This window comes from Lutimonas halocynthiae (genome assembly GCF_030409835.1).
Lineage (GTDB): Bacteria > Bacteroidota > Bacteroidia > Flavobacteriales > Flavobacteriaceae > Lutimonas > Lutimonas halocynthiae.
The window spans coordinates 76,034-94,009 of record NZ_JAUFQO010000003.1 but is presented as its reverse complement, the minus strand read 5'-3'; the positions used below and the strand labels follow the sequence as shown (position 1 = coordinate 94,009).

Sequence of the window (17,976 nt, the reverse complement as noted above, 5' to 3'; positions counted from 1 at the left end):
AATGGCTGATTCAAAAAAATATCCCAGCAATATCTTTGTTTCATTAAATGACCTCTTAAAGATGGAACACCTTTCTCGTGGCTTTAGCTTTTTAGCGAGTAAACAAAAGGTGAGAAGTATTTTAGGAGGAAAACACGCTTCTAAACTTCGAGGTCGGGGTCTTGACTTTGAGGAAGTTAGAAATTATGTGCCAGGTGATGACATCCGGAATATTGATTGGAAAGTAACGGCCAGAACTCAAAAAACGCACACAAGGGTCTACAGCGAAGAGAAGGAAAAACCGGCTCTGATTATTGTAGACCAATCAAAATCGATGTTTTTCGGATCTCAAAAAAAGACAAAATCAGTTGTTGCTGCAGAAATTGCAGCTTTAACAGCATTTAAAGTACTGAAAGAAGGAGATCGCGTTGGTGGTGTAGTATTTGCTGATAATGGTATTGACATCATTTATCCTAAAAGAGATCGGAAGAATATCCTTCGTTTTTTAGAAAAAATCGTTACTAGAAATCGAGAGTTGATTGATTCAGAACCCATGGAATTTGACAAAGCGCTCAATACCGTACTTTCTAAAGTCAAGAATATTGTGACGCACGATTTTCTGGTGGTAATCATAAGTGATTTCCATAGATACAACCCTGATTTAATAAAGTTTATCAGCCGCTTGTCTTTGCACAATGATGTAATCCTTACGAAAGTATATGATCCTATGGAAAAGATGATTCCTGAAACCAAAATTATTGCTGGTGACACGAAACGGCAACTATTGCTAGACGGGGCGGAAAGAAAATTACGAGATCGATTTGAGAACACCTTCAATGATGATTTTGAAAAATTTAAAGAACAGATGAAAAAGCATCGGATTCCGGTAACCTCTATAGATACTGTAAAGGATACTGATGTACAATTGAAGGAATTATTCAAAAGTAATAAAAGATGAATGTAAATGCTCTTTTGATAACTTTGACTAGCTATTTGATTCAAATGGCTGAGACAAATCAGGATCCCCGACAAAGTGATCCTGGGCCTCTTATTGAGCCCGACCCAATCAGCTTTTCATTTGATACGCCTGGATGGTATTTTCTTGGAGGGGTTATTTTTATTTTAGGCTGCCTGTTACTTATCAGCGTCATTAAGAATTATCAAAAAAACGCCTACAGAAGAGATGCTATTGAAAAGTTGAATCAAATAGAAAATACAAACCCAAAAGGAGTTAATTACCTCACTCTTAACCATGTATTTGCCCTTTTAAAAATTGTAGCTTTTGAGACTTATGGCCGTCATGAAGTCGCGGCAATGCATGGTAGCGAATGGCTAACATTTTTAGAAAGCAAAGCTGCAAATGTATCGTTTAACAAATATGAAGAAGACATTTACCGCGCGGTATATAAAGAAGAAAAAGTTCCTGAAACAGTAGTTATTGAACTCATATCTCAATCAAAAAAATGGATACAGACACATGCCTGAGAATTTTGAACTAGCCTATAAATGGGTATTGTTTTTACTCCCGCTGCCATTTCTTGTGATTTGGCTGCTTCCCCCGCTTAGAATTAAAAGCGCGGCATTGCTTGTTCCTAATTTGAGTAAGACTGAAGTCATATCAGGAGTTAAATCAAAAAAATCAGCGCTGGTAAAACCAAGAAATCGTATTGTTTCAGTCGCTCTTTTTATCATCTGGGCCTTATTATTAGCAACGCTTTCTTCTCCGCGTCTTGTTGGTGAACCAGAGCTTAAAATCAAAACTTCCAGAAACTTTCTGATTGTTGCTGATATTTCATTTAGCATGGCGAATAATGACTGGTATCTTGAAGGGAAAAGAGCAACTCGATGGCAAGCTGTAAAAAGCGTTATGCATGAATTCATCTCTAAAAGAACTGGAGACAGAATGGGTCTTATCTTTTTTGGTTCAAGCGCATATATTCAGGCACCATTTACTTCTGATCTCAGCACCGTTGACCAGCTTCTCGACGAAGCCGATGTGGGAATGGCTGGTCAAATGACCAATATAGGGAAGGCCATTGTAAAAGGAATAGAAATGTTTGACCAGGATACGATCAAAACCAAAGTGATGCTGGTTTTAACAGATGGGGTTGATTCAGGTACAGAAATTCTGCCTTTAGATGCGGCTGATATGGCCAGGAAGGATAGTATTCATGTATACACCTTAGGCATTGGAAATCCTGAAAACTCAGGATCGGATCTCGACGAAAAAACCCTGAGAGAAATTGCCGAATTAACTGAAGCTACTTATTTCAGAGCTATTGACACAGACAATCTAGAACAGGTATATACAGAATTAGACAAACTTGAGCCTATCGAGTTCGAGGAAGAATCCTTTACCCCTGTTACATTGCTTTATATATATCCACTGCTCGGGGCCATAGGACTCGCTCTGGTTTTATCCCTTATCCTCGGCAGCATTTCATTAAGTAGAAGTGTAAAAACCAAATCTGATTTATGATGGAGGATTCACTTTTATATATCAATTGGGACGATTTTCATTTTCTAAGACCACAACTTCTTTGGTTGTTAACACCTGTTCTGATTTTATTGATTATTGGCTTGTTAGGGCTGAGAGAATCGATTAAATGGAAGCACGTGATCGCGCCGCATTTAAGGCCTTTTATGATTCAAAAGGGCAGTGACAAAATCAAGAAATGGATGCATATTGGATTATTCTTAGTGCTTTCCATGGCCGTTTTAGGAAGCGCCGGCCCTACATGGAGACAAATTGAATTACCTGAAAAAGTATTGGAAACCCCTTTTGTGATCTTGTTAGATTTATCACAAAGCATGATGGCAACTGATATTCAACCCTCAAGACTTGAGCGTGCCAAATTCAAGATTTCTGACTTGTTAGAAGCCAAGCCAGGAGCCAATGTTGCATTGATCGCTTATGCCGGATCGGCTCATACCGTAGTTCCTCTGACCAAGGATTATAATATCATTAAAAGTCACGTAAAGAGTCTCTCTCCAGACATAATGCCTATTCCTGGCAGTGATTTACAAGCTGCTTTGGAATTATGCAAAAAGATCATTTCTAAAACAACTGCCCCCGGAACCACATTAATCGTTTCAGATGATTTTAATGATAGTAGTTTTAATCTTATTCAGGAGTTCGCAATGGATCCTAAGAATAAGGTTGTCATAATGCCTGTGAATACCGCCAAAGGCTCAAGTATTCCTTCAGGAAAAAGGAATACTCAGTTACGGGATGCTGCAGGAGAAATCGTATACTCATCTCTCGAAACCAATGTGATTAATAAGCTGGCATCAATTGAAAACATAAGCATTAGCGCCTTGACTCTTGATAAAAGTGACATGCAATTGCTGGCAAAAAATATTAGCAAAAACCTTCAATTCACAGAAGCAGTTGAAGAAAAAGAAAATAATTGGAAAGATGAAGGGCTTTGGCTTGTGATTCCTTTGGCTATATTTCTGTTATTTTGGTTTAGAAAAGGCTGGGTTCTCTATTCTTTTCTCATTCTTGTTACGTTTGGTTCTTGTAACAAAGAATCTAAATTCAAAGACTTGTGGCTAACCAAAGATTATCAGGCCCAACAAGCCTATGACAAAGATGCGTATCATGAAGCTGCTGAACTCTATTCTGATCCGCTACACGAAGGAGTAGCCTGGTATAAAAGCGGAGATTATGAAAAAGCCATTGAAGCATTTGAAAAAGATTCAACTGCCACAGGAGCCTATAATTTAGGGCTATCCTATTATAAAAATGGAGATTATGAAGCGGCAGAACTCGCTTTTGGCAAAGCTTCAGAATTAGATCCTGAATTTGAGGAGGCAGCTAAAAATAAAGCTTTAATGAATCAGTTAATCACTGAAATAGATCCGGCCTCAGCCGAGGAAGCAGAGGAAGCTGCGCCCAATAAAGAAAGTGCACAGAATATTCAGAACAAGGATAGTGAAGACTTAGGAGGTGGCGGACAGAAAGCTACTGATGAGGATATGAAGAAGGAGAGAAAAGAAGAAACGGTTGGCACAGATATGAGAACCGGAAAGGAAATGGATGAAGTACCACCAGATTTTGAATCAGGCAATAGTGAAAATTCTCAAAAGGTTTTAATGCGGAAAGTTGATGATGATCCTGCCTTGTTTTTAAAACGAAAATTCAAACATCAGGCAAAGACCCAAAAGCTGAAAGCACGTAACAAAGAAATAACATGGTAAGTTTTACAAAAAAACATATAATCATTTTACTCTTGTTATTTCAGGCAGCCATTGGTTTTGCCCAAAATAATGTTCTCAGCGAAGTAAGTATCAATCGCAAGAGCGTATATGTGGGCCAGCCTGTTGAGGTAAGTGTCGGTATTTTTACCCCTACTTGGTTTACACAAGGTGTAAATTTTGGTAATATCAAGGTCAACGGAGCCTTTACGGTTTATTTTCGATCTGTCTCAATGTCAAAAACAATTAATGGTAAGAATTATGCCGGAGTTGTAGCCATTTACAATGTGTTTCCTTATGATGATGAAGATTTGATATTTCCTTCTCTTGACATGGTAGTTGAAACGCCTAATGAAGGTGATTTTAAGGGCATAAAAAGAAGCGTCAAAACCAAGTCACGGAACATTGCCGTAAAAGCTGTACCCAATGGGTATAATGCAAATAATTGGCTTGTAGCTAATAATGTAAGCGTCAATGAATCATGGCAAGGTGACTTAAAGACCGTAAAGGTTGGAGATGTTGTTCAAAGAACTGTGTTTAGGAAAGTCTATGGAACTGTATCCGAACTCATCCCTCCTGTAATCTGGGACAGCATTCAGGGCGTAAGTATCTATCCTACAAGATCTTCCATTAATACGGAAAAGACTAAATCAGCAATAAGCGCAGCAAGAACAGAAGGCGTCAGGTATTTGTTTGAAAAAGAAGGAACAGTTACACTTCCTGAGATTACGATTACCTGGTGGAATCCAAATCAAAATAAATTATTAAAGCGCACCTTAAAAGAAAAAACTATAGATGTATTGCCCAACCCTGATTTAGGCATGCTGGAAACTGTTAAAGATTCTCTTCAAACAGACAATCAGGAAATTAGCGAAGCATCTTCTGACGATGAAGCTATGAAAATATTTGGCCTGTCATTGAAGGATTTTTTAATATATCTCATTTTATTACTGATTTGTACCTACCTTATTTATAAATTTTTAAAATGGCTTTTAATAAGTAAAGGACTACTTGCTAAATGGAAACAGCAAAGATTGGAAGCTTTAGCATCAGAACAGCATTTTTTTAAAATCTTCCTTAAGCAAGTTTCAAACAAAAATAAAAAGGAGGCTGTTAATGCGCTTTACCTATGGATAGATCGATTGCATCTTAAAGAACCAACACTTACGTACTTTGCCTCAGCGTACGGCAGCGATCTTTTTATCTCAGGCATAAGACAAACATCCCTTGATAAGCCATTTGATCCATTATTGCATGTTGAAGATATAAAAATGGCCAGGAAAAAATATTTAAAAACAACCAATCAAATTTCAATTACGAAATCAGGCGACTGGATCAACCCTTAATAAAAACTAATCAATGGCCTATCTATGGCATTTATCTTCGGTTCAATTCAACGCACAAACAGTTGTGACTGGTCTTATTCTGCAAGGAAAGTTAAGCTATAAAAACGCATCTTCAGGAATTCTGAGAAACGCATCCCAAACAATTGCCGGCTATTTTAAAAAACCTTTTGCAAATAAAATAATTGTCGTTAAGATTGACGAACAGGTGATAGAAACTACAACGGATCAAAAAGGAAGTTTTTCATTTACAATTGAAAGAGACATTGAAAATGACATCTTGGTATACACTTCAGATCAGGAAGAAATTCCAATCCATCAAAACTATCCTGTCTTTTTTAAAAATTCAAAAACAGAGCAGCTTGTTATTTCTGACATTGATGATACCATCATGAGATCATATACCCAGACTTATCTAAAAAGAATGTTTACCACTCTTTTTTATCGTGGCCATAGGCGCGAACTTATTCCATCCACAAATGGTATTTATCAAATATTGCTGAAGAAAAACGCTTCTTTTTTCTATGTCTCAAAAAGTGAATTCAATCTTGTTCGACTTATTGCTGAATTTCTTATGCATCACAGCTTGCCTCTTGGCCCATTATTCTTAACGCCGTATCTTAGTGTATCTGAATTGATCAGCAACACAAAAGACCCGGCTTTTAAATTTAAATCTATTTGCTTTATTTTGGATCGCAGCAAAGACCTACCTGTGGTTTTAATCGGTGATGATACACAGGCCGACATGGAGGTTTATACTCAAATAGTAAAAAAATACGGTAGACAAATCTCCAAGGTATTTATCCGTCAAACAAATAACAAAAGAAGTTCAAAACAAACAAAAAACTGGAATAACCTTATTGCATCTGGTGTTGATGCATCATATTTCACAAATAAGGACCTGGAAACCAACTAACATTCTAAATTATGAAATTACTTTTCATTGTAAACCCAATATCCGGAGGTGTGGATAAAGAACCCTTTTTAAGAAAGGCATCTAAACTGTGTGAAAAATACGGCATCGTCTTTAAAATTTTTAAAACAACAGGGCAACATGATGAAGAAATGGCAAAACAAGCTATTGATTCATTTAAACCTGACAAGATAGCTTCTGTGGGAGGTGATGGAACCACGCTTTTTGTAGCGATTCTACTTTTAAACTCAGACTACCCTATGGGTATTATTCCCTTAGGCTCAGCCAATGGAATGGCCACAGAACTCTTTGTGAATTCAAATCCGATCGAGGCCTTAAAAGACATGATTCTTTCAGAAATTGTAGGAGGATTAGACATGATTCTTATCAATAATGAGCACTACACGCTTCATATTGGAGATGTTGGCATCAATGCAAGCATTGTGGATTCCTATGAACAAGACAAAAACAGAGGTATGGCAACCTATGCAAAATACTTCATTGAAGAAATGACCCGATTGAAACCTTTTAATGTGACCGTTAATGCTAACGGAAAAAAGGTTGAATCAAAGGCCTTAATGACTGCTATTTGTAATGCCAGAAAATATGGCACAGGTGTTCCGTTAAATGTTATTGGAAACCCAATGGATGGGAAATTTGAAATAGTCCTCATTGAAAAAGTTGACACCGTTTCTCTTATTGCAGCTGGCCTCGCCGCGCTGGATGAAAAATTCCATCATGCTCAGACAAGTACCGTTATTCAGACTGACAAAGCTGAAATTATTTTTGATGAGCCCAGGTTATTACAACTCGATGGGGAAGTCATTCAAAAATATGAAAAGCTTCAAGTAGAATTATTAAAAAGTGCCGTAAAATTTATTACAACCAAAGACAATAGTTATTATAAGAATTAACTTTTTGGAAATCGCTTCGATAGAAACTTAATTTGTCCGCGATGATTTGATTCATGTTCACAAACGTGAAACCATTTGCAGTAATTATTAGTTGGTTGGTCACGAAAAAACGGTTCTGATTTCATGATCCATTCATCATCTCTTTTTGCGAATTCCTTTTCAGTCACTGCCCTAACCTGCTCCAATTTTTCAAGATAAAAATCGACACTATGTCCTTTAATCTGCTCTCTTCCTTTTTCCCCTAAACCCATTGGCACATCCCATTCTTTTTTAATATCATCGCTCCAGGTTCCCCATTCCATTTCATCAAAAGTGTTCAATTGGTAATATTTTTCGGTAGCAGCAAGGTGCCATAGCATCGCTCCTATAGAATTTGACTTTTCGTCTAATTGGAAATCAAGCTCCTCTATACTAAGTTCTTTCACTGAATCGATCAACCAGGCGCGCATCATAGTCATAGTTGATAATAAGGTCCCAACCTGAGGTGAATACCCTTCTCTTGGCCCGATTAAATACATATTATCAGGTGGAAGCTCAGTTTGGGTATTCGCATAATTCAGCATTGGAATGATTCCAATGCCGGCTGTCAGGACAGAAGTTTGTTTGATAAAATTACGTCGGTTTTGTTTGGTTTGGTTTTTCATAATTAAGGAGTGATTATAACTTTTATTACTTAAATTAAAAATGATCTGTTTATTCCATTATAAATGATAGGTATGCGATCAACGTATTCTGAATGAACTGTTGAGTATTAATTGTTGATTTCTCTAAAATAATTCATTTTAAGCAATCAAAAAAAAATGAATGGGGCTCTATAAAATTTTTGACAAAATAAACTTATCTTCCACAGTGAATTAAAACGAACACCTTTTAAGAAATAATTTAAAACACAAATAATGAAGCATCAAAATTACGGCAATCATGCTCGGTTAGTTCCGGCCTATCATTTTATAGCCCTTTTGGGTTCGCTAATCTTGGTTATTGGATCAATTGTTAATTTAGTAAACACCTCACATGAAGGACTTTATTCAGCATCACTGATAACATTTGGTTCAACTATCCTCCTGTTTACTACTTTTTATGCAAGAGTATTTTCACTAAAAGCCCAAGATAGAGCGATTCGAGCTGAAGAGAATTTTAGACACTATCTGCTTACAAAAGAACCTTTACCAAATGAATTAACGATGCGCCAAACTATCGGATTAAGATTTGCTTCAGATGAAGAGTTCCCGATTTTGGTTAAAAAGGCAATCAAAGAAAAAATGACAGAAAAAGACATAAAAAAATCAGTTAAAACCTGGCGAGCAGATCTTTACAGAGTTTAATCAACTATTATTTTATTAATAAATTCCTTTTTTCATTTGTTCCACGGCATAATTAGCTGCTCGTGCGGTAAATGCCATATAAGTTAATGAAGGATTTTGACAACCAGCAGAGGTCATAAAAGAGCCATCGGTGACAAATAAATTTGGCACATCATGACAGGCATTCCATTGGTTTAATACTGATGTTTTGGGGTCTCTTCCCATACGGGCTGTACCCATCTCATGTATTCCTTCTCCAAATACCCATTCATCTTTAGATGCGCTATAAATATCTTTGTATCCTGCCTTTTCTAACATTTCCTTCCCCTGCACCACCATTTCGTCCATGATCTTTTGCTCATTTTCTTTTAACTCACAACTGATATGCAATATTGGCATGCCCCATTCATCTTTTTTATCAGGATGCAGTGAGACCATATTATCATAATAAGGTAAGCATTCACCATAGCCACCTAAATGTATATACCAAGGGCCTGGTTTGGCCAGAGAATCTTTGAATTCAGGACCAAAGCCTTTTTGATCAAAGCCTCTATTCCAACTCTGTCTGCTTGCACCTCCCTGAAACCCAAAACCTCTTGCAAAGTCCTCTTCTTGTCGGTCTATGTTTTGATACCGCGGTATATAGATACCATTTGGACGGTGCCCATCGTAATAACCATCTTCAAACCCTTCAACACGCGCCCCCATGCCCACCATAAAGTGATCCATAAGGTGATGTCCTAACATACCGCTTGAATTTGCAATTCCATTTGGAAAATGTTCTGAAGTACTGTTCAACATAATTTGAGTGCTCGGCAAAGTTGATGCACAAAGAAATATGACTCTTGCAAAATATTCTGTTGTTTCTTTTGTTTCAGCATTGATCACCTTTACTCCTGTTGCTTTCCCTTTCTTCTCATCGTAAATAATGGAATGAACAATAGAATTTGGCTTAAAGGTCATATTACCTGTTGCCTTAGCAGCTGGAAGTGTCACACCCACACTACTGAAATAACCATTAAACGGACAGCCTGTTTCGCACATATTTCTGTATTGACAAGGGCCTCGTTCAAGATGTCTTTCTGTAAGGTGTGCCGTCCTGCCAATTGTCATGACCCTGCCATCAAAATTCTCCTTTATAGATTTTTTTAAATCTTCTTCAACACAATTCATGTCCATCGGAGGCAAAAACTTACCATCCGGTAGTTGTTTTAAACCTTCTTTTCTTCCGCTTACACCAACATAATCTTCAACATAGTCATACCAGGGTGCTATATCCTTATACCGAACAGGCCAGTCTATTCCGTGACCATCTTGCTCATGAGCTTCAAAATCAATTTCGCTCAGGCGGTATGACTGTCGATACCACAAAAGACTCTTACCCCCTGTTTGAAATCCTTTTAACCATTTGAAAGGCTTGTCTTCAGGAGTTGTATAGGGATGTTTTTTATCACTGGCCCAAAAATCTTTGGTGGCCTCGTTAAATGCATAAACCCCCTTTTGAATAGGAAACTCTTCTCTGGTTTCTTTAGTAGGTTCTTTCCTAAAAGAAAATTCCCATGGTGGCATATTGGTTGTAGGATAGTCTTTTATATGTTCAACCATTCTTCCCCTTTCTAAAACCAAGGTTTTCATTCCCTTTTCTGTAAATTCTTTTGCAGCCCATCCACCAGACATACCAGAACCAATTACGATAACATCAAATTTATTTTCTTTCATTTCTAGCCTCTCTTATCGGTTTCCAACCAGATTTTTTTCGTTTTTATCAATTTCAATACAGCCATTAAACCTGCCAGGAACAGGCAAATAATTCATACTCTTCATTCCAGGTTCTGAAGTAAAATAAGCCCAAAGAATAATCCTTTTAAAAGACCTAAAAAAAGAGTCTTTTGCCTCATCACTATCTACCATTTCTAAATATGCTATCTGACCTTTTTCGTCAAGATTTAGAAATGATTTTCCTTTCTGGCTTTTACAGTTTTCCAAGAAAGCTTTTAAACCATTAGTGTATTTTATTTTTATCTCCTCCTCAAAGAATTCTCCAAATAATTGATCTATAAATGGGGTAACCCTTGCATCATCTGCCCCTGGTGAATCAGTCTTTGGTAAAACGAGCTCAGCAATTTGCCAAATGCTGTCAAACTGTTCCTGATCTAAGTAAACTGGCATATCTGAAGTTGGTCTTTTTTTAGAACAACTTTCAAGAGATAGCAATAAAGCTGGTGAAAAGGCTAGGCCTAAAGAGGCAATAGCAGATTTTTTTAATAGTTCTCTTCTATTCATAAGTACTTTTGTTCAATGCCTTAAAATATAAAAATAATGTCGATTAACTCACTTTTCAATCAGTTTCATGGATATATTAAGAATTCACGTGATACAATTAATTAGTCTTGATCGCTTTTCTTATAGGCCAGCATCCATTCATATATATCCATATTAAAACTATCGTATTTTTTGCTTGCATAGTTTTTTCCAGCGCCACTATAAGTTATTCCCCAGGCATCATGCCCCGAACTCTCATACACGGTTATTCGTGCTCTTACCTTGGGGGAATTCAAATTTATCGCTTCAACCAGCGGAACAGAACCATAGTTTTCATAAGCTTTGACAGTTGAGTCTTGTCCACCATGAAAAGCCCATATCGGAATCTTCGTCAAATTATCAATCAAACTGGGTGCACCAGAAGCGCTTATTGGAACTATAGCTGCAAGATAATTATCGGCGTATTCACCTGCATAATACCAACAACCACCACCTCCTAAACTCAAGCCGGTTAAATAAATGCGATCCTTATTCACTTGGTATTTTTCCATTAAATATTCAATAAAAGAATGCATTTTATATGGTGGCCAATAACTACTTCCTGTCAATTGCGGTGAAACAACTAAAAACGGAAATATAGGGTCCCATTTATTGGTTTCAATTAATCTGGGAGGTCCGTGAACCAATATACTTTCTAATGGTTCTTTTCCTAAATTAGGACTCCAGCCATGCAAAAATATAAGTAAAGGATACGCTGGACCATCATTTGCATAGCCTTCAGGTTTGTAAATATAATAACCATAAGCTGCATCAGTATTTTCTTTTTTAATGGCTATATGACTTCCTCCATTATCCTTTGGAAGGTTTACTAAGTCTGTTTCATCAATAGTAACAGAAAAAACTTCTTCTTCAATTATTTCTTCTTCATAATTTCCGTGGTTTTCATTCTCTTGAATAACTTTGATGTCATCCCCATCTCCTCCTCCACAAGCTAGAAAAACCAAGCTAAAAACCAATATGTATATTCGATTCATTATATTCGGATAACATTAAATTCAAATATATTAAATTGTGATTCTATTCTCAAATGATTTACTGCAAACCTGTATCATATCGATTATTCTGCTGAATCATTTTCCAATCTAAAAAACGCTCTTGATAAGGGAATCAGCATCAATCCGCATATAATAAATAAAATAAAGGCATATTTTAAACCTACCAAATGGGCCAGGTATCCAACAAGAGGAGGACCAATTAGCATGCCTATGATTCCATAAGTGGATATTATTGATATGGCCATACCAGGCGAATACTTCTTCGAACTTCCGGCTAGAGAAAAAGTCATTGGAAAAACTGAAGCTACGCCAATTCCTACCAAAGAAAAACCGATAAGCACCGGCCAGTAAGTTGGAAAGATAATGACAATGGCCATACCTATTGTAACTATTCCGGCACCTAGTAAATAGGTGTTTTTCATTCCTATTTCATCCACCAATCTATCAGAATAAAAACGAGATAATGCCATAAAAGTCATAAAGATGAGATATCCCAATGTAAACACTTCTTCACCAACTACTTCTTTAAAATAGACACCACTCCAGTCAAACATTCCTCCTTCACAAAGTGCTCCAAAAAAGACCATAAGGCCCAGGTATAAAATATATTTATCAGGCTTTCCAAGTATTAATTTATTCCCGCTTGAAGACTTGTCTTTATCCATTAAAAAAGGAAAGGACAGTATCCCAAAAACCAGGCTAAATATACAAACATATAGAAAATGATCTTTCATCAAAACATTAGCACTCACCATAATTGTTGAAAATAAGGCTCCTGCCAATCCTCCTAAGCTCCAAAGTCCATGAAAAGATCCAATGATTTTTTTCTCTTGTGTTTTCTGAAGCGCCAAAGACATGGTATTAATAGAAATATTGCCTATTCTAGTGCAAAAAGCAAATAGGGATACCGCGATGACCAATTCGGCTAAAGAACTCGCAGTTCCTATTAGGTATAAGGAAATAACAATGATTATGAATGAAATAAATAAGGGAATGCGACTATTGAATTTTGAAACAAGCCATCCTGAAATTGGCAGCCCAATGAGAGAACTTATTGGCATCACCAGTAATAAATTTCCCAATTCAGCTTCATTAAAATCAAAGTTCGATTTGATAGAGGGTATTCTTGAAGCCCAGGTAGCAAAACCAAATCCAAATAAAAAGAAATAGGCACTTATAGACAGCCTTTGAGATGTACTTTGCTTCATCCCGCAAATATACATTACAAACTTGAGTTGGAATTCTAAGTTTTAAAAAAAATACCTATCAAAAAAATATAAAAATGCTGCTTTAACAGACGCTGTATACGCGCTTAATTATTGAGGATAAGATCGCTTAAAATCTATTTTCACCCTTTAATCCAACAACAAAAGCCCCAACATAACCATTCTTTCTCATTCGCTTCATATGGTTTCTAGCTTCAGTAGAGGTTTCAAAAATACCTGAATAATACCTGTTGAGTCCATCGTCATAACGATGGTTAAACAAGTCTGTTAGTTTACTGTACTTATCAGTTTGTACCTGCCCCTTGAAGGCGCCAATTTGCACGGTATAAACCTGAGTGTCCTCATAAAAATTATAGTTCATAAAAAGACCTGAATTTGAGGTATAGCTATCCTCCTTTTGATTCATGGTATTTTTCCTGTTAACAGATTTTACGATAACCTCTTCTGACGATTTATTAATAATTGAAAACTCTGATCTTCTGTTCAATTGATGTTGAAAGCCAGAACAAGGAGATTCCTTGCTACACTTTTCTGCCGGGCGTCGTTCTCCAAACCAATAAGATGCAATTCTTTTTGATTCAACTCCATTTTCAATCAGGTACTTGGTCGTAGCATCCGCTCTTTTATTTGACAAGCCATCATTATACTTCTTCTTCCCTCGGATATCAGTATGGGCATTTACTTCTATCTTCATTTCAGGATACTCTTTCATCACTTTTACCAGCTTATTCAATTCTATTTTTGCATCATATCTAATCTGACTCTTATCAAAATCAAAATAAATTGTATTGATATTCAAGCCTTCTAAATCAATATGAGTCTGCTGGTAATTTAGGGCCAAATCAGGTTGCGAAACGTTTTTGCTGTTTGCGGCAACGGCTGTCTCAGTCTCAAGCTCATCACTCTTTGCCTCTTCTGAGATACTCGATGTAGTTAGCGCTTCGTTTTGTTGAGCACTTTCAGAAGAAGTTATGGCCTGACCATCTGAAACTATTGTGTTTTCAGAAAGAGCAGCTTGCTCTTCACTTTTGTTACTATTCGCAACTTCTTGTTCGGTAGTAGCAACCTGGCTACCTTTAGTATCTTGATTTTGAGTATTGGCAGCAGCTACCGGAGTACTAGCTATAGCACTATTAGCTGCAATAGATCCGTCTTCATTTACTTCCTTCTCTTTAGAATCAGGAAGTTGTGATGTTTCGACCGTCTGGGCGATATCACTTTCCTCAACTTGCGTTTCTGCAGTATTCTCATTATCTGCTCCAGAAACAACAGCCGCAGCTGCAATAACTGCTGCAGAAGTTTTACCAGCATTAGATGAAGAACTCGAAGTTGCCTTTGAACTTGATGCTGCTGTAGCTGTTTTCGCAACCTCTGAAGAACTATCAGGATTAGATCGATCAACCGAAGTTACTTCAGTATTTGAGACTACGCTATCTGAAATTTCACCCGCCGTAGAATTATTAGTACCAGTAGCTGTTACTGAGCTGGAATTAGCATCTTCAACTGCCGTAATTAGGTTCTTTTCATTCTCTTTATCCTTTGCCGTATCAGCAGCAGCAACTGTCGCCGAAGATGCAGTTTCAGTTGACGAAATGGCATCCTCTTTAGCAGCAATCTGAGATGGATTGGTTTGATCTGCTTCCTTTAATTCAGTTTCATTGTTATTATGATCAGTTGCTACAACAGCAACAACTGCGGCTGAAGAATTATCAGTTTCGGCTGCAGTAATTGAATTGGCTTCTGCATCTTTATTTTCAGCTTCAGTATCATCAAATTGCGTGGTTTCAACGATCGTATCAGGCGCAAGATCAGGGTCTACTGTCATGTTCAACACAATTTCTATCGGCTCCGCATTTAAATCGTTCACGGTTTGAATATCCATCTCCCCCACTAAGTATCCTTCTAGAAAGCCTTGAATTTTAAAACTGCTATTGCAAGACTGCATAAAACTGAAAGCCGCTTCCTCTTCATTTGACATAAAAGATTGCAACTTTTCACCCTCTTTATCAAACAATATAATTGTCACGTTTGGAATTAATTCTTGGGTGTCAATATTTTTGACGACACCCGTTATTTCCTGCTGACATTCAATATATATCGGTGGAGAAGCAGTAAAAGAATAGATATCATCATCTCCTCTTCCGCCTTCACGGTTCGAAGAAAAATAACCCTTGTGTTTCTGGTCATCAATGATATAGGCAAAGTCGTCGCTTATACTATTAACCGGTGCTTCCAAATTGATGGGATCAGAAACAGTGTTATCAAATATTTTACTGGCATAGACATCAAGTTCTCCAAAACCTGCAAAACCATCTGAAGAAAAGTACAAAACATTATCCATTCCTATAAAGGGAAACATTTCTCTTTCTTGTGTATTAATTTTTGGACCCAGATTAATCGGTTCTCCATACGTACCATCCTCGTATATATCAACTACAAAAATATCAGTTCTTCCAAGCGATTCAGGGCTGTCAGAAACAAAATAAAGTTTGGAATCATCCCAATTTAAAACAGGATGCCCTGTTGAATATCGGTCATCATTAAATGGAAGCATTTCTAAATTACCCCAATCGCCATTTTCATCTATACTTGCTTTAAACAAATGAATATTGGCAGTTCCTTTGGTTTTCACTTCATTATCTCTGTCTTTATCCTTCTTTCTTTTTACTCTTTTTATTTTCCCGTTTGCACTGAAATAAACTGTTTTCATATCCTTAGAAAAGGTAACCATACCCTCATGATATTTCGTATTCACATCACCTGGCAGCTTCTGTTTTCTAATTAATTTCCCATCCTCAGAAACTTCTGCAACGTGCAAATCCAAAAAAGGCTGCCCTTTGTATTCTTCTCTGTTCAATGTAAACCCATCTCTTGGTGCGGCAAATACGACTTTATCCTTTCCTAAAAATGCAGTCCCAAAATCTGAATGGGGAGTGTTAATTTTTACATTTTCAACAGTGTAAATACCAGGAGAATCCTGTGCGAATATCCCACAAGACACACACAGAAATAACATACAAACAAATTTTTTCATCGATCTATTAGTTAGAGTAATAATTCCCGAATAGGCTTCGGTTAATAAGACTACATACTACCAACTTATTTGCACATATGCTATAGGCTTGACAATTAGTTATTAAAACATTTATTAACGACATTTTCTAATTCCCTATAGGAAATTAGGTTTTTTCAAACTCAATTATAAAAAGAATCAAATTGACACCACACTTTTTGATTAGTGGTTGATTCGCAGATAGTTATTTAAATTGACTATCTTTAGGTTTGAGACTTTCGCAAATCAATGGAAATTATTAATTCAGTGCTTTAAGAATCAACCACCAAACTCATTCTCCATGCATTGATATTTTGTTGCGATAACACTATTGTTAACTGTTGGGTTTTATTAGTCGTTAAATTTTAATTGCAATCAAGTTGCATGCATCTTGTATTGATGCATTAGCAATTGAAGTGCATCGATTATCCAATAAGTTCTGAACAAACACTGTTGAATCGATGAGAAAATTGTCACATAGAAATACTGGTCTGTTAATTCTATTATTAGTCTCTGTTATCGATTTGACCTACAGCCAAAATGACCAAACATTCGATCAGAAAAGAAGCCCGTCAGACCAGGTAAACAATGAGAGAACTAATTTTTTAAATGATATTCTAAACTCAAGTGAAAAAAACAAAGTAGATAGTATAAAGACATTACCGAAAATTAAGCTGGGTGGGGCCCTTCGGCTGAATTATTCATATAAAAATTATGATCAGGAAAACATGGATCGTATGGGTGATTTTGGCTTTGAGTTGTTTCGATTAAATGCAGACATTGACTACAAGGATATTTTTCTATCTGTTGAATATAGATGGTATGGGAATTTTAATGCCATTCACCATGGGTATTTTGGATATCATCTCTCAAAAAATTCATCATTGCAAATTGGGATACACCAAGTTCCTTTCGGGATTCTGCCATATGCAGCCCATAGTTTTTGGTTCAATGCAACCTACTATTTAGGCTTTGAAGATGACTATGATGCCGGTATTAAATATATCTATGATGATGCTTCCTGGAACCTTCAAGCCGCTTTTTATAAAAACCCTGAATACATTGATTCTGAACGTTATGGGAGGTATTCATTTGACCTGGTAACCGATGATATACAAGCAAACCAAGAAATTAACCAATTCAATATAAGGTCAGCATATAAATGGAACCTAAATGAAGATTTATTGATGAATCTTGGTCTGTCTCTGGAGGCCGGACAAATCTATAACAAGATTACAAAAGAGAAGGGCAACAGACATGCTTTTGCCTTACATAACAATTTGTTTTACAAAAAATGGAATATGCATTTGCAATGGATAAGCTACGAGTATCGTCCAAAAAACCCTGAAGACCTAAGTGAAAAAACGATACAATTTGGGGCTTTTATGTTCCCGTTTGAAGTGACTACCAAAGCAGATGTCTATACTTTCAACCTAGCGAATGATATTCATATCAACAAGAAATACCTTGATAGAATAAAGGTCTATTTGAATATGAGCATGGTTAGTCCGAAACAAGGTTATGGCAGTAATTCAAAACAGATTGTACTGGGAACAACGCTTATCAAAAGAGGGCTTTATGCCTATTTCGATTATATTTTTGGACAAAACATGTGGTTTTCGGGAGGTCCTGGAATCGGATTGGCCCACCCTGAAGATGAAACCTGGAACTCAAGATTGAACATAAATTTTGGATACTATTTTTGACTTTATAAATTTTAAATCTAAT

15 protein-coding genes are annotated in these 17,976 nt (G+C 36.7%); 9 read left to right on the top strand and 6 right to left on the bottom strand.

Annotation, left to right across the window (positions count from 1 at the left end; genetic code table 11):
• Nucleotide 1: 1 nt before the first annotated feature.
• The 7 genes from QWY87_RS04940 to QWY87_RS04910 are packed head-to-tail and all read left to right on the top strand — an operon-like array spanning nt 2 to nt 7,349.
• On the top strand, nt 2–937 hold the full coding sequence (locus QWY87_RS04940; protein WP_290288950.1) for a DUF58 domain-containing protein: 936 nt from the start codon (nt 2–4) through the stop codon (nt 935–937).
• Entirely contained in the window at nt 934–1,464 is a 531-nt protein-coding gene (locus QWY87_RS04935) for a DUF4381 domain-containing protein (protein WP_290288948.1), read from the top strand. Before QWY87_RS04940 ends, QWY87_RS04935 begins: the two co-directional genes overlap by 4 nt.
• Entirely contained in the window at nt 1,457–2,458 is a 1,002-nt protein-coding gene (locus QWY87_RS04930; protein ID WP_290288946.1) for a VWA domain-containing protein, read from the top strand. Before QWY87_RS04935 ends, QWY87_RS04930 begins: the two co-directional genes overlap by 8 nt.
• A complete protein-coding gene (locus QWY87_RS04925; RefSeq protein ID WP_290288944.1) occupies nt 2,455–4,182 on the top strand; it encodes a VWA domain-containing protein in 1,728 nt (575 codons plus the stop codon). The genes QWY87_RS04930 and QWY87_RS04925 overlap by 4 nt, the downstream gene beginning before the upstream one ends.
• Nucleotides 4,176–5,525 (top strand): hypothetical protein, encoded by a 1,350-nt coding sequence (locus QWY87_RS04920; RefSeq protein ID WP_290288942.1) that lies wholly within the window; start codon nt 4,176–4,178, stop codon nt 5,523–5,525. Before QWY87_RS04925 ends, QWY87_RS04920 begins: the two co-directional genes overlap by 7 nt.
• A gap of 13 nt (nt 5,526–5,538) precedes the next feature.
• On the top strand, nt 5,539–6,438 hold the full coding sequence (locus QWY87_RS04915; RefSeq protein ID WP_290288940.1) for a phosphatidate phosphatase App1 family protein: 900 nt from the start codon (nt 5,539–5,541) through the stop codon (nt 6,436–6,438).
• An 11-nt stretch (nt 6,439–6,449) separates the two neighbouring features.
• Nucleotides 6,450–7,349 carry a diacylglycerol/lipid kinase family protein gene (locus QWY87_RS04910; protein ID WP_290288939.1) on the top strand — a complete coding sequence of 300 codons (900 nt, stop codon included), beginning with the start codon at nt 6,450–6,452 and terminating at the stop codon, nt 7,347–7,349.
• Here QWY87_RS04910 and QWY87_RS04905 read toward each other — a convergent pair.
• Nucleotides 7,346–7,993 carry a DinB family protein gene (locus tag QWY87_RS04905; RefSeq protein WP_290288938.1) on the bottom strand — a complete coding sequence of 216 codons (648 nt, stop codon included), beginning with the start codon at nt 7,991–7,993 and terminating at the stop codon, nt 7,346–7,348. The two genes, QWY87_RS04910 and QWY87_RS04905, sit on opposite strands and share 4 nt — an antisense overlap.
• A 252-nt stretch (nt 7,994–8,245) precedes the next feature.
• Between QWY87_RS04905 and QWY87_RS04900 the strand changes: the two genes are divergently transcribed.
• Nucleotides 8,246–8,674, top strand: coding sequence for a DUF6526 family protein (locus QWY87_RS04900; RefSeq protein WP_290288936.1), 429 nt, complete (start codon nt 8,246–8,248; stop codon nt 8,672–8,674).
• Between the two features lie 15 nt (nt 8,675–8,689).
• On the opposite strand, the gene QWY87_RS04895 is transcribed toward QWY87_RS04900, so the two are convergent.
• From QWY87_RS04895 to QWY87_RS04875, 5 genes are all read right to left on the bottom strand, one after another.
• Nucleotides 8,690–10,372: a GMC oxidoreductase gene (locus QWY87_RS04895; RefSeq protein ID WP_290288935.1), complete on the bottom strand. Its 1,683-nt coding sequence runs from the start codon at nt 10,370–10,372 to the stop codon at nt 8,690–8,692.
• Between the two features lie 12 nt (nt 10,373–10,384).
• Nucleotides 10,385–10,936 (bottom strand): gluconate 2-dehydrogenase subunit 3 family protein, encoded by a 552-nt coding sequence (locus QWY87_RS04890; RefSeq protein WP_290288933.1) that lies wholly within the window; start codon nt 10,934–10,936, stop codon nt 10,385–10,387.
• Between the two features lie 101 nt (nt 10,937–11,037).
• Nucleotides 11,038–11,949, bottom strand: a complete 912-nt coding sequence (locus QWY87_RS04885) for a carboxylesterase family protein (RefSeq protein ID WP_290288930.1) — start codon at nt 11,947–11,949, stop codon at nt 11,038–11,040.
• An 83-nt stretch (nt 11,950–12,032) separates the two neighbouring features.
• Complete coding sequence (locus QWY87_RS04880; protein WP_290288927.1) at nt 12,033–13,178, bottom strand: MFS transporter; 1,146 nt, start codon at nt 13,176–13,178, stop codon at nt 12,033–12,035.
• 127 nt (nt 13,179–13,305) lie between these two features.
• Complete coding sequence (locus tag QWY87_RS04875; protein ID WP_290288924.1) at nt 13,306–16,230, bottom strand: OmpA family protein; 2,925 nt, start codon at nt 16,228–16,230, stop codon at nt 13,306–13,308.
• A gap of 479 nt (nt 16,231–16,709) precedes the next feature.
• Here QWY87_RS04875 and QWY87_RS04870 point away from each other — a divergent pair, with 479 nt between their 5' ends.
• Nucleotides 16,710–17,954, top strand: coding sequence for a putative porin (locus tag QWY87_RS04870; protein ID WP_290288922.1), 1,245 nt, complete (start codon nt 16,710–16,712; stop codon nt 17,952–17,954).
• Nucleotides 17,955–17,976 lie beyond the last annotated feature (22 nt).

What these genes read in the sequence shown, in the direction of transcription:
- QWY87_RS04940 (WP_290288950.1), top strand. Translation starts at nt 2, where the DNA reads ATGGCTGATTCAAAAAAATATCCCAGCAATATCTTTGTTTCATTAAAT.
- QWY87_RS04935 (WP_290288948.1), top strand. Translation starts at nt 934, where the DNA reads ATGAATGTAAATGCTCTTTTGATAACTTTGACTAGCTATTTGATTCAA.
- QWY87_RS04930 (WP_290288946.1), top strand. Translation starts at nt 1,457, where the DNA reads ATGCCTGAGAATTTTGAACTAGCCTATAAATGGGTATTGTTTTTACTC.
- QWY87_RS04925 (WP_290288944.1), top strand. Translation starts at nt 2,455, where the DNA reads ATGATGGAGGATTCACTTTTATATATCAATTGGGACGATTTTCATTTT.
- QWY87_RS04920 (WP_290288942.1), top strand. Translation starts at nt 4,176, where the DNA reads ATGGTAAGTTTTACAAAAAAACATATAATCATTTTACTCTTGTTATTT.
- QWY87_RS04915 (WP_290288940.1), top strand. Translation starts at nt 5,539, where the DNA reads ATGGCCTATCTATGGCATTTATCTTCGGTTCAATTCAACGCACAAACA.
- QWY87_RS04910 (WP_290288939.1), top strand. Translation starts at nt 6,450, where the DNA reads ATGAAATTACTTTTCATTGTAAACCCAATATCCGGAGGTGTGGATAAA.
- QWY87_RS04905 (WP_290288938.1), bottom strand. Translation starts at nt 7,993, where the DNA reads ATGAAAAACCAAACCAAACAAAACCGACGTAATTTTATCAAACAAACT.
- QWY87_RS04900 (WP_290288936.1), top strand. Translation starts at nt 8,246, where the DNA reads ATGAAGCATCAAAATTACGGCAATCATGCTCGGTTAGTTCCGGCCTAT.
- QWY87_RS04895 (WP_290288935.1), bottom strand. Translation starts at nt 10,372, where the DNA reads ATGAAAGAAAATAAATTTGATGTTATCGTAATTGGTTCTGGTATGTCT.
- QWY87_RS04890 (WP_290288933.1), bottom strand. Translation starts at nt 10,936, where the DNA reads ATGAATAGAAGAGAACTATTAAAAAAATCTGCTATTGCCTCTTTAGGC.
- QWY87_RS04885 (WP_290288930.1), bottom strand. Translation starts at nt 11,949, where the DNA reads ATGAATCGAATATACATATTGGTTTTTAGCTTGGTTTTTCTAGCTTGT.
- QWY87_RS04880 (WP_290288927.1), bottom strand. Translation starts at nt 13,178, where the DNA reads ATGAAGCAAAGTACATCTCAAAGGCTGTCTATAAGTGCCTATTTCTTT.
- QWY87_RS04875 (WP_290288924.1), bottom strand. Translation starts at nt 16,230, where the DNA reads ATGAAAAAATTTGTTTGTATGTTATTTCTGTGTGTGTCTTGTGGGATA.
- QWY87_RS04870 (WP_290288922.1), top strand. Translation starts at nt 16,710, where the DNA reads ATGAGAAAATTGTCACATAGAAATACTGGTCTGTTAATTCTATTATTA.